General features: G+C 36.8%; 14 protein-coding genes. 4 read left to right on the forward strand and 10 right to left on the reverse strand.

The features are described 5' to 3' along the window. Positions 1-382: 382 nt before the first annotated feature. The 7 genes from H6F62_RS07685 to H6F62_RS07715 form a co-directional block, all read right to left on the reverse strand. A complete protein-coding gene (locus H6F62_RS07685) occupies positions 383-2,263 on the reverse strand; it encodes an ABC transporter ATP-binding protein (RefSeq protein WP_190371730.1) in 1,881 nt (626 codons plus the stop codon). 65 nt (positions 2,264-2,328) lie between these two features. Then, entirely contained in the window at positions 2,329-2,793 is a 465-nt protein-coding gene (locus H6F62_RS07690; protein WP_137909408.1) for a hypothetical protein, read from the reverse strand. A gap of 294 nt (positions 2,794-3,087) precedes the next feature. After that, positions 3,088-3,630, reverse strand: a complete 543-nt coding sequence (locus H6F62_RS07695; protein WP_137909409.1) for a hypothetical protein — start codon at positions 3,628-3,630, stop codon at positions 3,088-3,090. A gap of 168 nt (positions 3,631-3,798) precedes the next feature. Further along, complete coding sequence (rsmH, locus tag H6F62_RS07700) at positions 3,799-4,698, reverse strand: 16S rRNA (cytosine(1402)-N(4))-methyltransferase RsmH (RefSeq protein WP_190371731.1); 900 nt, start codon at positions 4,696-4,698, stop codon at positions 3,799-3,801. A 17-nt stretch (positions 4,699-4,715) separates the two neighbouring features. Further along, positions 4,716-5,141 (reverse strand): hypothetical protein, encoded by a 426-nt coding sequence (locus tag H6F62_RS07705; protein WP_137909411.1) that lies wholly within the window; start codon positions 5,139-5,141, stop codon positions 4,716-4,718. A 22-nt stretch (positions 5,142-5,163) separates the two neighbouring features. Beyond that, on the reverse strand, positions 5,164-5,595 hold the full coding sequence (locus tag H6F62_RS07710; protein WP_199290986.1) for a hypothetical protein: 432 nt from the start codon (positions 5,593-5,595) through the stop codon (positions 5,164-5,166). A 41-nt stretch (positions 5,596-5,636) separates the two neighbouring features. Beyond that, the gene (locus tag H6F62_RS07715; RefSeq protein ID WP_190371732.1) at positions 5,637-8,831 is read right to left on the reverse strand and encodes a type ISP restriction/modification enzyme; all 3,195 of its coding nucleotides are present in this window, start codon (positions 8,829-8,831) and stop codon (positions 5,637-5,639) included. Positions 8,832-9,158: 327 nt separating this feature from the next. On the opposite strand from H6F62_RS07715, the gene H6F62_RS07720 reads away from it, so the two are divergent. Next, on the forward strand, positions 9,159-10,343 hold the full coding sequence (locus H6F62_RS07720) for an NAD(P)H-quinone oxidoreductase subunit H (RefSeq protein WP_028083481.1): 1,185 nt from the start codon (positions 9,159-9,161) through the stop codon (positions 10,341-10,343). A 55-nt stretch (positions 10,344-10,398) separates the two neighbouring features. On the opposite strand, the gene H6F62_RS07725 is transcribed toward H6F62_RS07720, so the two are convergent. After that, on the reverse strand, positions 10,399-11,055 hold the full coding sequence (locus H6F62_RS07725; RefSeq protein WP_190371733.1) for a hypothetical protein: 657 nt from the start codon (positions 11,053-11,055) through the stop codon (positions 10,399-10,401). 137 nt (positions 11,056-11,192) lie between these two features. On the opposite strand from H6F62_RS07725, the gene H6F62_RS07730 reads away from it, so the two are divergent. Beyond that, positions 11,193-12,410 carry a glycoside hydrolase family 10 protein gene (locus H6F62_RS07730; protein ID WP_137909414.1) on the forward strand — a complete coding sequence of 406 codons (1,218 nt, stop codon included), beginning with the start codon at positions 11,193-11,195 and terminating at the stop codon, positions 12,408-12,410. A gap of 83 nt (positions 12,411-12,493) precedes the next feature. On the opposite strand, the gene H6F62_RS07735 is transcribed toward H6F62_RS07730, so the two are convergent. Beyond that, positions 12,494-13,978, reverse strand: coding sequence for a site-2 protease family protein (locus tag H6F62_RS07735; RefSeq protein WP_190371734.1), 1,485 nt, complete (start codon positions 13,976-13,978; stop codon positions 12,494-12,496). Between the two features lie 476 nt (positions 13,979-14,454). Further along, the gene (locus H6F62_RS07740) at positions 14,455-14,712 is read right to left on the reverse strand and encodes a hypothetical protein (protein WP_137909416.1); all 258 of its coding nucleotides are present in this window, start codon (positions 14,710-14,712) and stop codon (positions 14,455-14,457) included. A 340-nt stretch (positions 14,713-15,052) separates the two neighbouring features. Here H6F62_RS07740 and H6F62_RS07745 point away from each other — a divergent pair, with 340 nt between their 5' ends. Continuing rightward, on the forward strand, positions 15,053-16,645 hold the full coding sequence (locus tag H6F62_RS07745; protein WP_190371735.1) for a peptide ligase PGM1-related protein: 1,593 nt from the start codon (positions 15,053-15,055) through the stop codon (positions 16,643-16,645). A gap of 508 nt (positions 16,646-17,153) precedes the next feature. Continuing rightward, entirely contained in the window at positions 17,154-18,842 is a 1,689-nt protein-coding gene (locus tag H6F62_RS07750; protein ID WP_190371736.1) for an NAD-binding protein, read from the forward strand. Positions 18,843-19,219: the final 377 nt, after the last annotated feature.

Raw genomic sequence — 19,219 nt, forward strand, 5'->3', positions numbered from 1 at the left:
TAAAAATGGATTGATTCAAGGAATATCACATAAGTTTTGTAAACGCATTCACGCAAAGGATGGTTATTCGTATGCAGTATAAAAGATTTGTTAATTGCTCAACTGTCCCTCTCATTGTTTGTGCTGGCACACAAAATTACTCAACGGACGTTTCACAATTAACCCTCCATTCCTCCCATCACCAGGAGGTTTAGATGAATAATGAAGAGGGAATAGAGTCACAAGTTTTTCGGTGTATACTTTTTTAAGTAAATTTTGGATCTCATTCAACAATACCTTGGCCAAATTAAAAAAGCCCTGATTCGTAGGTGGGTTTGAGGTTTGTTCAACCGTTTCAAACCCCACTTACAAAAAAATCGTCAAGGTATTGATTCAGTTGTTGTTAAATTCCTAACATTTGCAAATTGTGCAAAGTAGCATAAAATCCCTCTTGTTGCAACAATTCTTCATGACTACCCTGTTCAATCAATTCTCCCCGCTTCAACACAAAAATCCGGTCTACATTACGAATCGTAGACAAACGGTGAGCAATAATAATTGCTGTACGCCCTATCAGCAACTGATTTAAAGCCTCTTGAACCAAAGACTCAGTCCCCACGTCCAAACTAGCTGTAGCTTCATCTAGCACCAAAATTTCAGGGTTACGAATAGCAGCCCGCGCAAAGGCTAAAAGTTGTTTTTGACCACTAGAAATATTTGTCGCCCGTTCTCGCAATTGAGTATCATAACCCTGGGGTAGTTGATTAATAAACGCTGCAACATTGGTTCTCACCGCTGCTTGTTCAATTTCTGCAAAACTGTAATCATCACCTAAAGTAATGTTACTTTTCACATCACCCGCAAACAAAAACGCCTCCTGCAAAATTACCGTCATATAACTTCGCAGTTCCCTTTGGGGAATTTCGCGGATATCCACACCGTCAATTAGAATACGTCCTTGAGTTGGTTCATAAAGACGACACAACAAGCGAATAATCGAACTTTTCCCCGCACCTGTCGGACCGACTAAAGCGACTTTTTCCCCTGGGTAAATAGTAAAGTCTAAATTTTTAATCACATAATCATCATCTTTATACGCAAAGGAAACATTTTCAAACTTAATTTCCCCCAAGGCGGGAATAGGTGTAAAATCTTGAGTTTCTAACTTAGAGATGATCTGATCAATGTAACCAAATTCAAAATTTTTATTGAAACTTTCTGAACCTGGGTAATCTTTAATTTCGATGGGTTCATCTAAAATATCAATTACCCGTTCAATAGCCGTAAAACCAGATTGAATCACGGTAAATTTTTCGGCAAAATTCCGCAAAGGTTCAAAGAATTGTTGGGCATATAAAATAAATGCCGATAAAATCCCAAAGGTGATTTGTTGATCTAACAATAACCCGCCACCTAACCATAATACCCCAGCAATAGCAATTAAAGCAACCCATTCTAGGGTGGCAGAAACCGCTGAATCAAACCAAATACTAGTATCTACTTCCCTAACATAACGTTGATTAGCAGCCCGAAATAACTCCAAATTAACTTTTTCTCGGCGGAATAATTGGACTACATTAATACCAACAATATTTTCTTGGAGTTGAGAATTTAGTTGAGAAAGTTCTTCTCTGCTTTTATAATTAGCTGCTCGATATTGCTGTTGGAAATAAATTATTAACCAAGTAACTGGGAAAAGAATAAATATCAACAAACAAGCAAGTTGCCATTGAATTGAAAACATCAATCCAATAATCACTACCATAGATAATAAATCAGAAATAATACCTATAGCCCCAGTCGAAAAAACATCTCCTAAACTTTCTACATCACTAGTAAGTCTAGTAATTAATTTACCTACGGGTGTACTGTCAAAAAAACGTACAGCTAAAGATGTCACATGATCAAATAAATCCTCACGAATAGCTGCTGTGATTTTTTGTCCTAATTTCTGAACTAAATAACCTTGTACACCTATTAATACTAAGCGGATAGCCGTTGCTATCAGTAACATCCCAATGAGAATATTTAAACCCTGCCACAGGGGCATATTTTGCAAAAATTGATATGTACTTGGTTCTTTGCGAATTAGAGAAACTGCTTGTCCGACTAACATGGGTTTAATAGCACTAGCAACAGCAATAGGAATTAGCAGTAACATAGATACTGCCAATAATTTGCCATAACGACGACCATAGGGTACTAAGCGCAAAAATAACCGCCAGTCATTTTCTCGAGGGCGGTATACCGTATCCGATTTAACTTGAGATGGGTAGATGCTCATAAATAGGAAATAGGAAATTGAAAACCGTTAGAACTTGCAAAAGTAGAATTGTAACTGAATGCTAACTAATTTTTTTCAAAAATTAAACCATTGATTTCTTGACACTTGATCTCTGCGGCTTGATAGGCCAGCAAATATTCTTGGCCACCCAACATAACATCACCATAATAATCATAAGGCGCTTCACCATAAATAGGTAAAGGATCATCCTCTGGATAATCTTCCTGAGATTCTTCAATTACGGCTTTTAACTTCTTAACACTGAGACTTTGAGCCGGAAAATAATAAAGTTCTTGGGGCTTTTTTTGGAGAAAAGGAAGTGTAGGATCAATAATCACATCATTAACTTCAATCCAACCATGTTCAACGGGTTTATATGGCTTACCCGCAAATACTAAAAAGCCTTGTACATACTTTGCCCCCTCAGTCACTAAAACCGCTTTATAAGCATTATCAAAAGGTTTTTTGGCTTTACTTTTGATAGTGTTTGCAACTTGATGAGACAGAGTTTCATTTAATACTTTATTCATTGGATAAATCCTCCTTTAATTATGCCGGCAATTATCTGTTAATTTTTGGTTTAGCATTAAGTAATTTTAGCAAATGTGGGATCATTTTTACTTTTCTTTTGGGTAAATTTAATATTTTATTTGTTCTTTCTGTCCCAGTTATTTCATATTCAAGAAGCAAAACAGAAAAAACAGAAATTAGGGGTAATTCCTGGATTACCCCTATACAAGAATTAGGCCAATAGCCATATCCTAATAATAAATTCCCTGACCTTTAACAGGATATTTTAAAAGTATCATCAGGAATAAATAAACCTAATTTGAATTATTTTTATTTGGGTTTTTATTTGGGGTTTTTTGTGGTGCAGGAGTTACCGCTGCTGGTTTAGAAACTTCTTGCTTGTAAAAGCGAACCACCTGCTGCACATAACCAGCCGTAAAGCCCTTATCGCAGCCCGTATAGTTACCAGTCATCCACCAACAAGCAACACCACGCACAGCAGCAGTCTCATCGTTTTTAGTGGCTGCAAATTGCTTATTTAACTCACGGGTGGTGATACAAGAAACAACTTGACGGGCTACCTTGGGATCATTTTCAAACTGAGTTGGTGTTAATTCTTTTTTCAGACAATTTCTCGTCCAACCTTTGAGAGTGTCCGGTTTAACTTGCCATTCACTATAATATCCATCATTGCGCTTTTTCGTTTTCGGTGCAGCTAGTCGCAAAGCTTCCACCATGGCTGCGACTTGGGTATCAGAAGCAGGAGGTTTAGGAGGTTTCGCTTGCGCTAAAGACGGTAAAAATCCCAAACCAATAATCATAGTGCTAAACATCAATACTATCGGGTTTTTCTTCATAACTCAATTTCTGATTCAAAACATCAAAATATAGCATATAACAACAGTAGATAATTCAGTCAAGAATTTTCTTCACTCCCTGTCCTCCGTGCCTGGAGTGGTTAGTTCAAAAAAGAGTGTTAAGGCTAAACCAGGGACAAAGAGAGAGTTTAAAAGTATCAATCATCGTCAAATTTCTTTTTGTGCTATTCTCAACTTAGCAGAACGAGAACGGGGGTTTTCTTTTATTTCCGCTTCCGTAGCCATAATTGGTTTTTTTGTTAAAATTCGCAAGAAGGGTAAGTTTCTTAAACCGTGTTTAACTATTCTATCTTCTAAGCTGTGAAAACTGATAATTGCTATTTTTCCGCCGGGAATAAGGGCTGTTGGTGCTTTTTCTATTAAGGTTTCTAAGACTGTTAATTCATCATTGACTGCTATTCGCAGGGCTTGGAAAACACGGGTTGCAGGGTGTATTCTTCCGTAGCGATATTTAGGAGGGACAGAGTAGGCGATCGCATTTGCTAATTCTGTAGTAGTATTAAATGGGCGATTTTCTACTATTCTTCTAGCTATTTTTCTGGAAAGTCTCTCTTCACCATATTTAAAGAAAATATCCGCCAATTCTTTTTCGTCCCATTCATTGATAATATCTCCAGCGGTGAGGGACTGTTGTTGGTTCATACGCATATCTAAATTAGCAGTATTTCTAAAACTAAAACCTCGTTCTGGATGATCTAAATGATATGAACTTACTCCCAAATCTGCTAAAATTCCATGATATGTACTTTCTAGAAATTGGTAATTTGCAAAGTTGCTATGAATAAAATTCACTCTATTTCCAAATTCCGCTAAATTCTCTTTGGCTGCATTTAAAGCATCTAAATCTTGGTCAACAGCGGTAATTTTCACATCTTCAGCAGTTGCTAAGATTAAGCGACTGTGACCTCCACCACCAACGGTTAAATCTAAATAATGTCCACCAGGTTGGATATTTAAACCTGTGATTACTTCTTGACTGAGAACGGGAATATGGGAAAATGTAATTTCTTCTAAATCTAGTGAGTTTTGTAAATCTGATTTGCTCATTAATTTATTTTATTAATTTATGAAAATGTAACTACTTTTTGCTTTTTAATGACAGAATTAAAATCAATTCCTTTCCAATCTTTAAATAGTTCCGCAATTTGTTCTAATGTGGTAAAATTGTCTGTAAAATATTCAAATTGGCAAGGATCAAGATTGAGAAAAAAACTCAAAAAGCTACAATGATCTTTTACACCAAAACCAAGGGGACAATCAACACGCCAATTATCTATACTTGTGCCATATTCATGAATAACTTCGCATATTTTTTCAATCCTACCAGAATATTTTTGACATAATTCTAATAATTCAAGAGGATTTTTACCGATATCACAAAATAACTCTATTGCTTGATAGGTTAAATTGGTAGGACGATATTTAAAATCAATTAATAATTGACAAATATCTAAGGCTTCTAAAAATTTTTGTTCAGATGTTTTGTTCATTTTTGCTTATCTGCTTTAGTTATCATTTAGTTATCATTATAGACCAAGGGTATTTATTTTGAGCTATTTTATGAGCATCTAATTGATTCATACCTTGATTAATTACCAAATCTGATTCAAGAATTTCATGCTTTAGTAAAACCTCATCACTATCAATTTCTTCTCCTAGTGTCATTCTTTCCCAACTTTCAGCCATACGCAAATCAGGGATAAATTGATATTGTAACACTCCCCTACCAAAAGCATACTGTTTAGCTCGTTCAATATCCTCACAATTTAATTGATACCGATTGGCTATTTTGAGAATATCGTCTTTTGATTCTATAATTTTATCATAAGCTTTCATAGCTTCTTTGAGATATTTTTTCTCATATTGATTAAGATAAGACCATCTATCATTAAGAGAGATTTCACCATTTGCTTGATTGGGGTTAGATGCTGGAATATTAGACAATTTCTTAATCTTTATAGCTGAAAATGAACACCTTTTTTATTTCATTCTAACGGAAAACCGCCATATTTGTCAATGATTTGATCAATATTTTCCATAATCTTAATAGTCTCCGATATGATGGAAATAATATTTTGATAATGACTAATATCATCAAAATTTAATTGTCTTCCTTTTCTGTCTTTCAACCATTTTTGACAAACTTGATAACCACCAATATAAAAATTCCAGATTTGTTGCGGAACTTGATCAAAATACTGTTCAGCATTTATCCAGATTTGTTGATGATTTTCATGATATTTGACTTGTTCGACCATATCAGAACCAGGAATAGGATAGGTAGAAATTTCTGTTCCGGTTTCCTTCATTAAATGGTATTTGACTAGTTTATCACCTTTGATCACTAATTCCCAAAAAAGTGCAGCATTGGCGGTTAAAGGAACACGAGGAAAATCAATCTTTAAAAATTCGGCGTAACGTTGACGGTAAATAGGAGCATGAAAGATAGCGTAAATGTAATTAAAAATATCCTCTGGTCCAAAGGTTTTAGTTTTATCTCCTTTTCCATCAGAAATAAATTCTAAATCTAGTTTTTGAGAGAATTGTGTAATAAATTCTGGGGATAAATTCGGTTTACGTTCTCCAGGTGCATTAGTTGGTGTAGAATCAAATAAAGTTGGGGTATTGGTTGGGTAAAGATAGAGAGGTATGATAGGACCACCACCAAATTTACCGGCTGTATCTAAAGCATTAATATTTGCTATTGTATCAGTACAAAATATATGTCTAAAATCTTTAACTACTTGTCTGGAAATTAATAACCCAATATTACTGTGAACATTCATAAAATGTTGCATAATTTCCTGTCTAGGTCTATTGACAACACTAGAATGATGATAATACTCTCTAAAATCAAAAGGACGATAAAGACATTTAACAAAAAACTCTTTCCAATTTACACAAGATGATAAAATTCTTCTTTGCTGATATAATTGCCAATCACTTGTTTCTTGTAGTAAATATTCACTTTGTATTTGAGAATCACTAATATTTAAATCTCGGAAATTTTTGATTCGTTGGTGAAGATACGAAATTTCAAAATCAAATACAAAGTGATCTCGATGAGTTTTGACACCAGCAGAATTAACTGGCATAATATCAATAATTCTCCGTCCCTGTTCATATTCTGGTAATAAATCGGTATTCTGAGGACTAAATAAATAAAATTCAGTTTGAGGTTGCAAAACCTTCCACTCAGTTGAACTAATATCATTTTCAGCTAACCAATGATACTTACCTCCAACCAACTCCTTATTTTCATAAACCTCCCTCATACCCCATAAATCAGCATGATAAACTGTTGCTAATTTTTGCTGACTATGTTCATATTTAATAAAAATACTGATTGCTACCCCTTGCTGAATATCAAAAACATTTTTATCCTGTGAACCGTCAGGACAAACTTCTTTCTTCTTGCTATTACCATGTAGATCTAAAACATAAATCTCATCAAAAGTTTGCATCAAATTTTGACGCATTCCCCGAAAAGTGGGATTATCTAAATAACCATGATTCGTAATTAAAGCCACAATACCATAACCCGTTTCCGAAACTCGATGTTGAGCAAAACGGATAAACTTTACATAATCATCTAATAATCCTTTGGGGTTTCTTTCTCCTAAAGGTTTACCGTCTACTTGATAATAATCCCTAACTAACCCGACAATCCAAGGATCAGTATTTATAGATTCATAAGAATAAGGAGGATTTCCTAAAATGACCATCACAGGAACATCTTGTTTTACATCCTTTGCTGCTTCTGCTTCATTTCTAATTCTGTTCATAAAACCATCAGCAGGAGGAATTTGAAAAGCCTCTTGTAAGGTATTAGTTAAATAAATCCTTAACCGTTCCTCAGAACTAAAATCATAACCCAATTCTTGCAACTGTAAAACTAATTTTATATGTGCTACAGTATAGGGAGCCATTAATAACTCAAAACCAAATAATCGCGGTAATAAATGTTGACTAACATAACTTGACCACATCCCCCTTTGATTTTTAAACTTATCATAAATAAAATCAATGACATTGTGAATAAAAGTTCCCGTTCCCACCGCAGGATCTAAAATCAAAACCTGATGGGTTTCGATAGTTCCCTCACCCTTGGGATTAGGAACTTTAATCTTTTTAGAATCTGCTAAACCCTTACTAATATTAAACTTATGTTTGAGAATATAATCTACACTTTTGACAATATAATTAACCACAGGTTCAGGAGTATAATAAACCCCTCTTGATTCTCGCATTTTCGGGTCATATTCCGCCAAAAACGTTTCATAAAAATGGACAACAGGGTCTTCTCTGCGAGTCCGTTTACCAAAATTTTTGAGAATTTCCGCCATTTCCGTTTGTTGGAGAATACGCGCTAAATTATCTACAGCCCAACTAATTCTATCATCTAAATCAGGTCCGGCTATTTGTCCAAAAATACTTCTTAAAAAAGGGTTAGTTTTCGGTAATTTAAACGCTGCTGTTTCCCGTGAAAAAGTCTGAACATTATCAGTATTACACCGCGCTGCAAATAAACCATAACAAATGGTTTGGGCGTACATATCCGCAAATTGTTCAACGGTTAAATCCTTAATTAATACTCGTTGAAATGATTCCAACTGTTCCCGTAAAGTTCCCCCTTTATCCACATCATGCAACGCTGTTTTAATAGCATCTCTCATCAATTGAGCTAAACTAGCCATACGTTTAGCTAAATCCTTGGGTGTCGTGATTTGGGGAACTTTAGCTAATAAAAATTGCTGCAAAAGTTGGTCAACTTCCTGTATTCCTTCCTGATCAACTTTGATTTTTTTGTTTTTATCAATAGTTCCCAAGGATGCAGATAGTTTTAACTCTCCTTCGACATACCAACGAAACTCTAAATAATCAGTTAAAATCAAATTACCCAAAGCCTGAAAATAACGCCCCATTTGAGCAGTTTTTTCCACTTTTTTCAGAGAAACACCAATATCTTTAGCCTCCATATGACCAACATCTAAAACACCATTTTTGATCACAAAATCCGGCGCACCACAAGCGATTCTTTTCGGTTCATTAATAGCTTGAATACCAGAATCTAAAGACTCCATTAACTTCTTCAAAGCTGGACGATAACTATGCTCAGTAGCATTTTGTCCTTGATAAACTTGATTCACTTCCTGAAAATAAACTTGCAAATACTTCATAACTGAATCATACCCCTTAAAAAACTCTGCTTCTCCAACTTCGCACCTCGCGCTTCTGGGTGAGCTAAAAAAAATTAGCCATAGATAGCCATAGATACTAATTAAGGTAATTATAAATTAAATCTATCTTGCTACGAGTCAAAAACCAGCAAAACTACCCAAATATTGATATAATTGTCAAGAACTCAATACCAATCATCATCTGATACATGAAAAAAGTCAAAACTCTTAATCCCCTATATATCAAGCTTCCCTATAATAATTGAAGTACAAGTTAATCTTAGCGGGTCAATTGACAACATCCACAACGGGAGAACAGCAAAATCTATGAGTAGAATAGAAACCCGCACCGAACCGATGGTGCTAAATATGGGTCCTCATCACCCATCAATGCACGGAGTTTTGCGCTTAATCATGACCTTAGATGGTGAAGATGTCGTTGACTGTGAACCAGTTATAGGCTATTTACACCGGGGGATGGAGAAAATTGCCGAAAACCGTTCTACAATCATGTATGTCCCCTACGTTAGCCGTTGGGACTACGCTGCGGGGATGTTTAATGAAGCGGTGACAGTCAACGCACCGGAAAAATTAGCGGGTATTACCGTACCCAAACGCGCCAGCTATATCCGTGTGATCATGCTGGAACTCAACCGCATTGCTAACCACCTCCTATGGTTTGGTCCATTCTTAGCTGACGTTGGCGCCCAAACACCCTTTTTCTACCAATTCCGGGAACGGGAAATGATTTATGATCTGTGGGAAGCCGCCACAGGCTACCGCATGGTTAATCATAACTATTTCCGTGTTGGTGGTGTGGCCGTTGACTTACCCTATGGTTGGGTAGATAAGTGTTTAGATTTTTGTGATTACTTTATCCCCAAAGTTGATGAGTATGAACGCTTAGTTACCAATAACCCCATTTTCCGCCGCCGTATTGAAGGTCTGGGAACTATTACCCGTGAAGAAGCTATTAATTGGGGGCTTTCTGGTCCGATGTTACGCGCTTCTGGGGTAAAATGGGATTTACGGAAGGTTGACCACTATGAATGTTACGATGATTTTGATTGGGATGTTCAGTGGGAAACTGTCGGCGATTGTCTTGCACGCTACATGGTACGGATGCGAGAAATGCGCGAATCTGTAAAAATCATTCGCCAAGCTATTGCAGGATTACCCGGAGGACCTTACGAAAACCTGGAAGCGAAACGGTTAATGGCTGGAAAAAAATCTGAATGGGATGGTTTTGATTACCAGTTCGTGGCTAAAAAAGTTGCTCCTACTTTTAAAGTTCCTAAAGGTGAAATTTACTCCCGTGTCGAAAGTGGTAAGGGAGAATTGGGAATTTACCTAGTTGGTGATAATAATGTTTTCCCCTGGCGCTGGAAAATTCGCGCCGCAGATTTCAACAACCTACAAATTCTTCCCCATTTACTCCGAGGAATGAAGGTAGCAGATATTGTTGTTATTCTCGGTAGTATTGACGTAATTATGGGTTCTGTTGATAGATAATCAATAGGAAACAACCAAATTTAGTAGAGACGTTTCCTGGAACGTCTCTACATTTCTAATGTTTAAGTTGAAACTGTTGACTATGATTTTGGAATAAGGGACGAACAACTACATACCCAGCCGCAAAACCAGTAATCATAATTAATACAATGGTGATTAATAAATTCCAGCCACTCAATTCCTTTGTATTAGACATGGTAGGACGAGAAAAGCGTACCTTTTTCTCTTCTATAAATACCTTTTGTGACCCTGTAGCGTTAATATCCGTACCAGATACGGCCGCCCCCTGGTGATGGTTTTGAGAATGTGTATTTTTTATGACTGCCTTTTTTTGGGGTTTAGTCTCTTGACGTGGGGGTGCTGCGGTAACTTTCGGCTTATTTGTATATGTTACCTCATGGTTATTATTGATTGTAGCTTGAAGTTGCGTTAAAGATTTGACTTCTTTATTCAGTTGAGGTGCTACGGGAGAACTAGGTGCTGAAGCATCAACTAACCTTTGTAGTTCTAAGCAAGACTCAATCACTTTGGTAATTTCTTGACGCAGTTGTTGATTTTCTTGGGCTAGTTTTTGATTGTGATTTGTGACTACATCCAATTTGGATTGTATTGCTTGTAACTCCGCTGTCAACTCCCGATAAACGTAGAGAGGGACAGAGGGGGGGTAGTTGGTAGGTGGTTGGCTATAGTTAGGGGCTGTAGATGTTTTCATGGATATTTTAGTATTAAAATCTGGTAATTAGACTCAAGACAACAAGGAGGAGAATATAGTTATTTGCGAGATTATGCCTAAGAATAATGTAAAATTGCACAGAAGGCAAAGTTTTGCAATTAAATTAATTGAAATTAATGAAAAAAATATTTCTCAAATGGCAACATCAAACTAGAAAACTGGGATTTTTAGCGGTTATCATGGCCATGAGTATGATAGCTATCATTATGCCGTCATTCTCCTTAAAAGCACAAATGCCTAATTCTACAGAATTAAGGGGAGTATGGTTAACAAATATTGATAGTGATGTTTTATTTGCAAGAGAACGATTAAAACAGAGTTTACGAACATTACAGCAATTCAACTTTAACACCGTTTATCCCGCCGTCTGGAATTGGGGATATACATTGTATCCTAGCAAAGTAGCAGCCAAAGTCATTGGTAAAGCAGTTGACCCTACCCCCGGACTGCAAAAGCGAGATATGCTCAAAGAAATCATCACCCAGGGACATAAACAAAATTTAACAGTAATTCCCTGGTTTGAATTTGGCTTTATGGCACCTGCTGATTCACTTTTAGCTAAAAATCGTCCTGGTTGGTTGACAAATCGCAAAGATGGCACAAGAATAGTCAAAGAAGGAATACATAACCGAGTTTGGTTAAATCCCTTTCGTCCCGAAGTGCAAAAATTTATTCAAGATTTAATAGTAGAAATAGTTAAAAATTATGATCTTGATGGAATTCAATTTGATGATCATTTCGGTTTACCATCAGAACTAGGATATGATGCCTACACTACAGCATTATACCAGCAAGAACATCAGGGTAAACTTCCCCCCACAGACTTCAAAAATCCAGAATGGGTAAATTGGAGAGCGAACAAAATCACCGCATTTATGAAGCAGGTATTTACAGCAATTAAAGCCAATAAAAAAGATTGTATCGTTTCCGTGGCACCAAATCCCCAGCGTTTTTCCTATGAATATTTCCTAGCAGATTGGCAAAAATGGGAAAGAATGGGAATAATTGAAGACTTGGTTTTACAGATTTATCGTGATGATTTAAACATCTTTATCAGCGAATTAGAATATCCAGAAGTAAAACTAGCCCAAAGTCATATTCCCGTAAGTATTGGGATTTTAAGTGGGTTAAAAAATCGTTCAGTTTCCATAGAACAAATAAAAACCCAAGTTGAGAAAGTGCGCGAGAGGAAATTTGCTGGTGTTTCCTTTTTCTTCTATGAAACCCTATGGAATATCAGCCAAGAAAAACCCCAACAACGTCAACAAACATGGCGAAAAATATTCCCCACACCAGCAAATTATCCCAACTTACTAGCAAATTGGCAACCGTAGGAACTTGGTAAAGAAAATATCTCGTTAAATATCTCGTTCCCAGTCGGAGACTGGGAATGCTATTAAGAGGCTCTGCTTTATTCCTACGTACCAATACCCAAACGTCCAGCCAAAGCGGGGGTCAAGGGTAAAAGAGTAGCAATCATTAGAAACAGAGCCAAAAGACATAAAGCTGCTCTAGCATCATCTGGTTCAGTAATTTCATTGAGACTAGGACGTTCTAAATCGCGTTGTAAAAACAAAATCAGAATTGCCCAATACATAGCCAAGGGATTACCCAGGGATACGATAGCGAGTAAAACTATGGTCGCAAAAGTGGTTCTCCCTGCAGTTTTGCGCCCATAAATGGCTTGTACAATCCTCCCCCCGTCCAATTGTCCAGCGGGCATTAAATTTAACGCAGTAATGACTAATCCTAGCCAACCAATAATTACCAAAGGATGAATATTGACTACAGGGGAATGTAAAGCCGAACCGAGGACAACCCGCGCTAAACTACCGACTAAAATAGAACCTTGAAAAAACTGATTTGGTAATTGGAATAAACTGCCGGGGTGGGAAAGTAGCAACCCTACCACCAATAATAACAGGGAAGTAATGCCACCGAAAGCAGGTCCTGCCAAAGCAATATCAAATAAGGCATTCCGGTTAGGGACAAGGGACTCAAACCTAGTAATTGCCCCAAAAGAGCCAACCTGCACCGCTGGTAAAAAGAACGGCCAACTTAACCGTACTTGGTGACGACGTGCTAACAACCAATGTCCGACTTCATGAGATATGAGAATGACAAATAAGCCCAAAGCAATAGGTAAAGCTTCTGCAAAACGTTCGGGGTTACTGAGTAAATCAAAATTCTGTAATATACCTCCCACTTCTAGACTTGTAGCCATAGTTGCTATCAACAAAATCACCGCAAAGGCTTTTTGTCCTAATTGAGTCCGTTGGGGGTCAGTGCGGCTAGGGAGAACAATAATTACTGGTTTACCGTCAGTATTTTCTACCAAAAACAGTCGATATTTATCATTTAACCGTTCTTGCAAACTCTTCGTTAAGCGGTTGTGAACAGCCTCTGGTTCGCCGCGCAAATTACCTTTAAAAACTACTCCTTCTTGGTAGGGAATAGTTTCCGTAGCGAAAAATGTATCAATGCCGAAAATACCGCGAATTAAGCTTAAATCAGCTTCAGGTATGGGAGTCGGTTCTGACTGTAATTCTACCACGGCTGGGATATTTTTATCGGCTGCTGATGAACTTTGAGCAGCGAGGCGCTCTGTGGCTCGTTGCTTGAGAATAGCATCTTGACCTGCTTGGCGTAACTTTCTGCCCAGGAAAATATACAATCCAGCGGAAACTATCACTGAGAACAAGATCCCGACAATGTTAACATAAATACCCAGAGCAAATAATCCAAAGAACAAAAGCCAGGGAGTCATTAAAACGACAGATTGTAACCAGGCCAAGATTCCCAGTTTACCAAAGGGTCTGGCACGATAAAAGCCCCAGCCTAAAATGCCGGACGCTATCAGCACAATGGCTGCAATTATAGGAGTTTCCGATGAAGTCAACATCTCTAAACCTTTGCTATTGAGACCGAAGCTAGTACCGCAGTGCGGAATTAAAAATTAAAAATTAAAACTTAAATAAAGCAGATTACACAAGCTTTTGTCAAATTTTTAATGTTTGGTTGACGACAGCCTTTGTGTACTAGAACAAGTCTGTTTTTTGTTTTTTATATATTTTACCATATTTTACCGTTTTTGAGGATAAAATCAATAAATAAGTTAAGTAAGTTTATTTTTGTTTATTTTTTTCTGATCAAACCGCGTTGTGGTGACACGACACACTAAAGAATTATATTATATAATTATTTGTCACACAAAATTATAATTTATGATTAATTTTTTGTTGGTAGCCAGGGCTTTAGCCCTTATTTTGTTGATGTAGCGTCTGGAGGAGAGGACTAAAGTTCTCACTACAATTTAGAGTCCAAAAACTTGACAAAATACAATCTTTATGTTATTACATTCGGCACAGGAGCAAAGTGTTAAAATTCTGATGCTGTCTGAGGGGCAATAATTTCTCCAGAACCCATTTTTAAGATTATATCCTGATCGGTAATCAGTTCTTTGAGTTCTTTAACTTGTAAATTCATTTTTTCACAAGCTTGGCGTAATTCTTGAGCAAATGTATTAATATTATCCCCATAACCACACTGATAAGCAGCGGTTTCTATGCCCTGGGTAGCATTTGCTCTGGCACAATTTACTAATTCTATATCATGTAATGGTTGTGAAGATACCATAATTGGATTTTTTGTTATTTATCTATTCTTATTTGTAGATTATATTAGTTATTAACTATTTATTTATCTCTCTCTGGTTTGAAGTTTTGAGTAATTACGTTTAAGTTACAAATTTTTATGTGGAAGCTGGTATTTTTTTAACTAACCACTCCAGGCACAGAGAACACAGAGGTGGAGGAAGAGGAGATTTTTATCTCTTAATTTATTTGTATTTGTAATTTATTTTATTGAGAATTTATCTTTAATAAAGTTACAAAAAGATACATTAACGATCGCTATTGATGCTCTATCTTAGGGTATATTATTAGATATAAATCGGTGATAATATTGGGACGGGGATATGGTGACACTAAATATTGATAATATTGATAAATTTCGGAACTTACAATTAACATTACGCGATCGCTGGAAAACTAGCGAGTTATTCGACAATAGCGAAGCGGATATTTTAATTATTCCTTCTTTGAGTATAGATCAACGGGAATTACTCAAGGTAGAAGGCTGTGAACACTATGAGGAAAGATTACTTTTCTCATTAATGCGGTTAAGAAATCCCCGGACTAGGTTAATTTATGTAACATCAATGCCACTGCATCCCAGCATTATTGATTATTATCTGCAATTACTTCCTGGTATTCCTTTTTCTCACGCTCGTCATCGTTTATTACTACTTTCGACTTATGATGCTTCTTTAAAACCCCTAAGTCAAAAAATATTAGAACGTCCCCGGTTATTGGAAAGAATTCATAAAGCTTTGCGGTTAGATAAAGCTTTTATGGTATGTTATAATTCCACATTTTGGGAATCAGAATTATCTCTAAAATTGGGTGTACCTTTATATGCTGCTGCACCGGATTTGCAAATTTGGGGAACTAAAAGCGGGAGTAGACAGATTTTTCAAGAAAGTGGTGTACCTCTTCCTGATGGTAGTGAATTAGTGAAAAATTGCGAAGATCTAGCTAATGCTGGGGCTGATTTGTGGGAACGTCAACCGACATTACAAAGAATGGTAATTAAGTTAAATGAAGGGTTTTCAGGAGAAGGAAATGCACTTTTAGATTTAAGACCAATAATGAATTTTGCACCGGGGAAAGCTGATCATCATCAAAGAGTAGCAGCAATTAGCGATCGCTTCCTAAATTTACGTTTTCAATCCTCACAAGAAACCTGGGCAAATTTTTCCCAACGTATTCCCGAATTAGGTGCAATAGTGGAAGCTTTTATAGAAGGAGAAGTCAAGGATTCTCCCAGTGTACAAGGTAGAATTACACCCACTGGAGAGGTAGAAATTCTCTCTACCCATGACCAAATATTAGGAGGACCAGACGGACAAATTTATATAGGTTGTCGCTTTCCTGCGGATGAAAATTATCGCTGTGAATTACAGGAATTAGGCTTAAAAGTTGGCAAAAAATTGGCGGAAAAAGGGGCTTTAGAAAGATTTGCAGTGGATTTTGTTACTGTTGACAAAGGTCATGGTGAATGGGATATTCAAGCCATTGAAATTAACCTGCGTAAAGGAGGAACAACTCACCCATTTATGACTTTAAAATTATTAACTAATGGTCGTTATGACTTATCCAATGGTTTATTTTATAGTCAACAGGGAAGACCTAAGTATTATATTGCTACAGACAACTTACAAAAAGACAGTTATCGAGGATTATTACCGAATGACTTAATGGATATTATCGCCCATTATAGACTACATTTTGATAGTGGCACAGAGACGGGTACGGTATTTCACCTCATGGGTTGTCTTTCTCAATTTGGTAAATTAGGATTAACAAGTATTGGTGATTCTCCCCAAGAAGCGGAAGATATTTATAACAAAGTTATCAAAGTTCTTGATCAAGAAACTAGCGATGATAATAATCATGCTATATTCGCTGATGACAATTTTGCCATGAATGGGGATGGATATAATTACTAACTGAAATACTAACTCAAATCTAAAATTATGACTTGAGAAAATTTTCAAATAGAAGTATCTGATACCAATTTTATGTTAGACTGCACAGAATAATCATTATCCGTATTTATCTGCGTTTATCTCCGGTCAATTATTCTATAAATATATTCTATGCAGTTTAATTTTAATTTGCTATCAAGTGAATATCGTGTGTTCAGTTACAGTTATTATCGGGCAAATTGAGCAACAATAGAGATTAATAAAAGAAAGTCAGAATTAATCAGATCAAGACTTTCAATATTACTACCTATTACCTATTACCTATTTCCTATTCCCTATTTCCTGTTACCTGTTACCTGTTACCTGTTACCTGTTACCTATTCCCTATTTCCTGTTACCTGTTACCTGTTACCTGTTACCTGTTACCTATTCCCTATTCCCTATTCCCTATTTCCTGCTATATGAATTATTTCGTAATAAGTAATAGCCCTTTATACAAATAAAATATTATGCTTTATGCTGCTGTTGTATGAAACCTCGAATTATTGTTTGTGGCTTAGGACGTACTGGATATAAGATTTTGCGATTACTCAGACAACAGGGCGCTATAGTTGTCGGTATTCACCACCAACCCGTTTCTGGGGAAACCGCTGCTAATGTAATTGTTGGTGAGTTACAAGCAGCTTCTACCCTGCAAGCAGCGGGAATTAAAGAAGCACATACTCTAGTAATTGCGACTACCGAGGATGCGCTAAATTTGTCAATTATGATGCAAGCACGAGTTCTAAACCCGCAAATTCGGATTATTAATCGTTTTTATAATACAAATTTAGGTGAGCGTTTGGATCAAACCTTGTCAAACCATTTAAGTATGAGTGTTGTTGGTTTAGCAGCACCAGTATTTACTTTTGCAGCTTTGGGAAATAAAGCTATTGGACAAATTAAATTACTCCAGCAAACTTGGCCAATTCAGGAGGAATATATTCACGAAAATCATCCTTGGAAAAGTAAAAAACTCAGTGATTTATGGGAAGATCCTACGCGGATGCTAATTTATTATGTACCTGTGCAGGGAAAAATGAATTTAGTTTCTGCGGTTTTATCAGAACAACAATTAAGAGTAGGCGATCGCTTAATTATCGGCACACAACCGCGCATTCGTCAACCGCGTAAATCACTAATCAGAAAACTGGTCAAAATATTTGCCAATATCAGGGAATTTCAGAAGCACGCCCAATCTGTTACTGGTATGGCCATTGCACTACTAGTAATTATTCTACTATCTACATTTACTTATATTTCCACTAAACATAGTATCTCCTTTATAGATGCCCTATATTTTGCTGTGGGCATGATTACGGGAGCCGGTGGCAATGATAAAGTAGTAGAAAATGCACCGGATAGTATTAAATTATTTACCGTTGTGATTATGCTCATTGGGGCAGCGGTGATTGGGATTTGGTATGCTATGCTAACAGATTTTATTCTGGGTAGTCGTTTAAAGCAATTTTTAGATGCGGCCAGAATTCCTGAACGTCATCATTATATTGTTTGTGGTTTAAGTGGTATTGGTATTAAAATTGTTCAACAACTGCATCTGAGTGGCCATGAAGTAGTAGTAATTGAAACAGACGCTAATAACAGATTTGTAACTACTGCAAGAGACATGAGTATTCCTGTCATCCTGGCTGATGCTAGTTTCCGTGCTACTTTACAAAGGAGTAACATAGATACTGCTACCTCAGTCTTAGCCGTTACTAGTGATGATGCCACGAATTTGGAAATTGCTCTCAAAGCTAAGGCTTTAGCGCCAAATATTCCTGTAATTGTCAACTATGCTGATCCTGATTTCGCGGGTATAGCGCAACAGGTATTTGACTTTGAAGCTGTACTCAGTCCCGCTGAATTAGCCGCTCCTGCTTTTGCTGCTGCGGCTATTGGTGGTAGGATTATTGGTAATGGCATGATCGCCGATAGTTTATGGGTAGCTTTTGCGACTGTGATTACACCTATACACCCTTTTTGTGATGAGTGGGTAAAGGATGTGGCTAAGTCTGCGGATTTTGTGCCTTTGTATGTGGAAATCAATCACGAAACTGTCCAAGGCTGGGATTTATTGGAAACTATTTTGGCCCCTGGTGATGTTCTGTATTTAACTATGCCCGCTACTAGGTTAAATCAATTATGGCGAGAAGAGGGACGGGGAATTGGGGTTTAGGATATTTTTTATGGCGAGATAGTTCTTCCTTATCAGGATTTAGTATAGCAAATTCCCAGCCGCAAGTCAATACTCTTAACTCATAAAATGCGAAAAATATTGAAAATTATTTGAACTTACAGTATATATGATTTGAGTAAAGTAGAGATAGGCGGGCAGGACTTGTACTGAGCAGTTCGACAAGCTCACTGTAACACTTGTCGTTCGCGTAGCGTGGCGTTAGCCATAGTATGCCCACCCCACAAGAGTTTTATTATTAATAGGGGTAAGAATTTGTAAAGATGGTATTTTTGGTGATTTTATAGCGAGATAGTTCTTCCTTATCAGGATTTACTATAGCAAATTCCCAGATGCAAGTCAATACTCTTAACTCATAA

This window comes from Anabaena sp. FACHB-1391 (assembly GCF_014696755.1).
In the GTDB taxonomy this organism is placed as follows: Bacteria; Cyanobacteriota; Cyanobacteriia; order Cyanobacteriales; family Nostocaceae; genus Dolichospermum; species Dolichospermum planctonicum.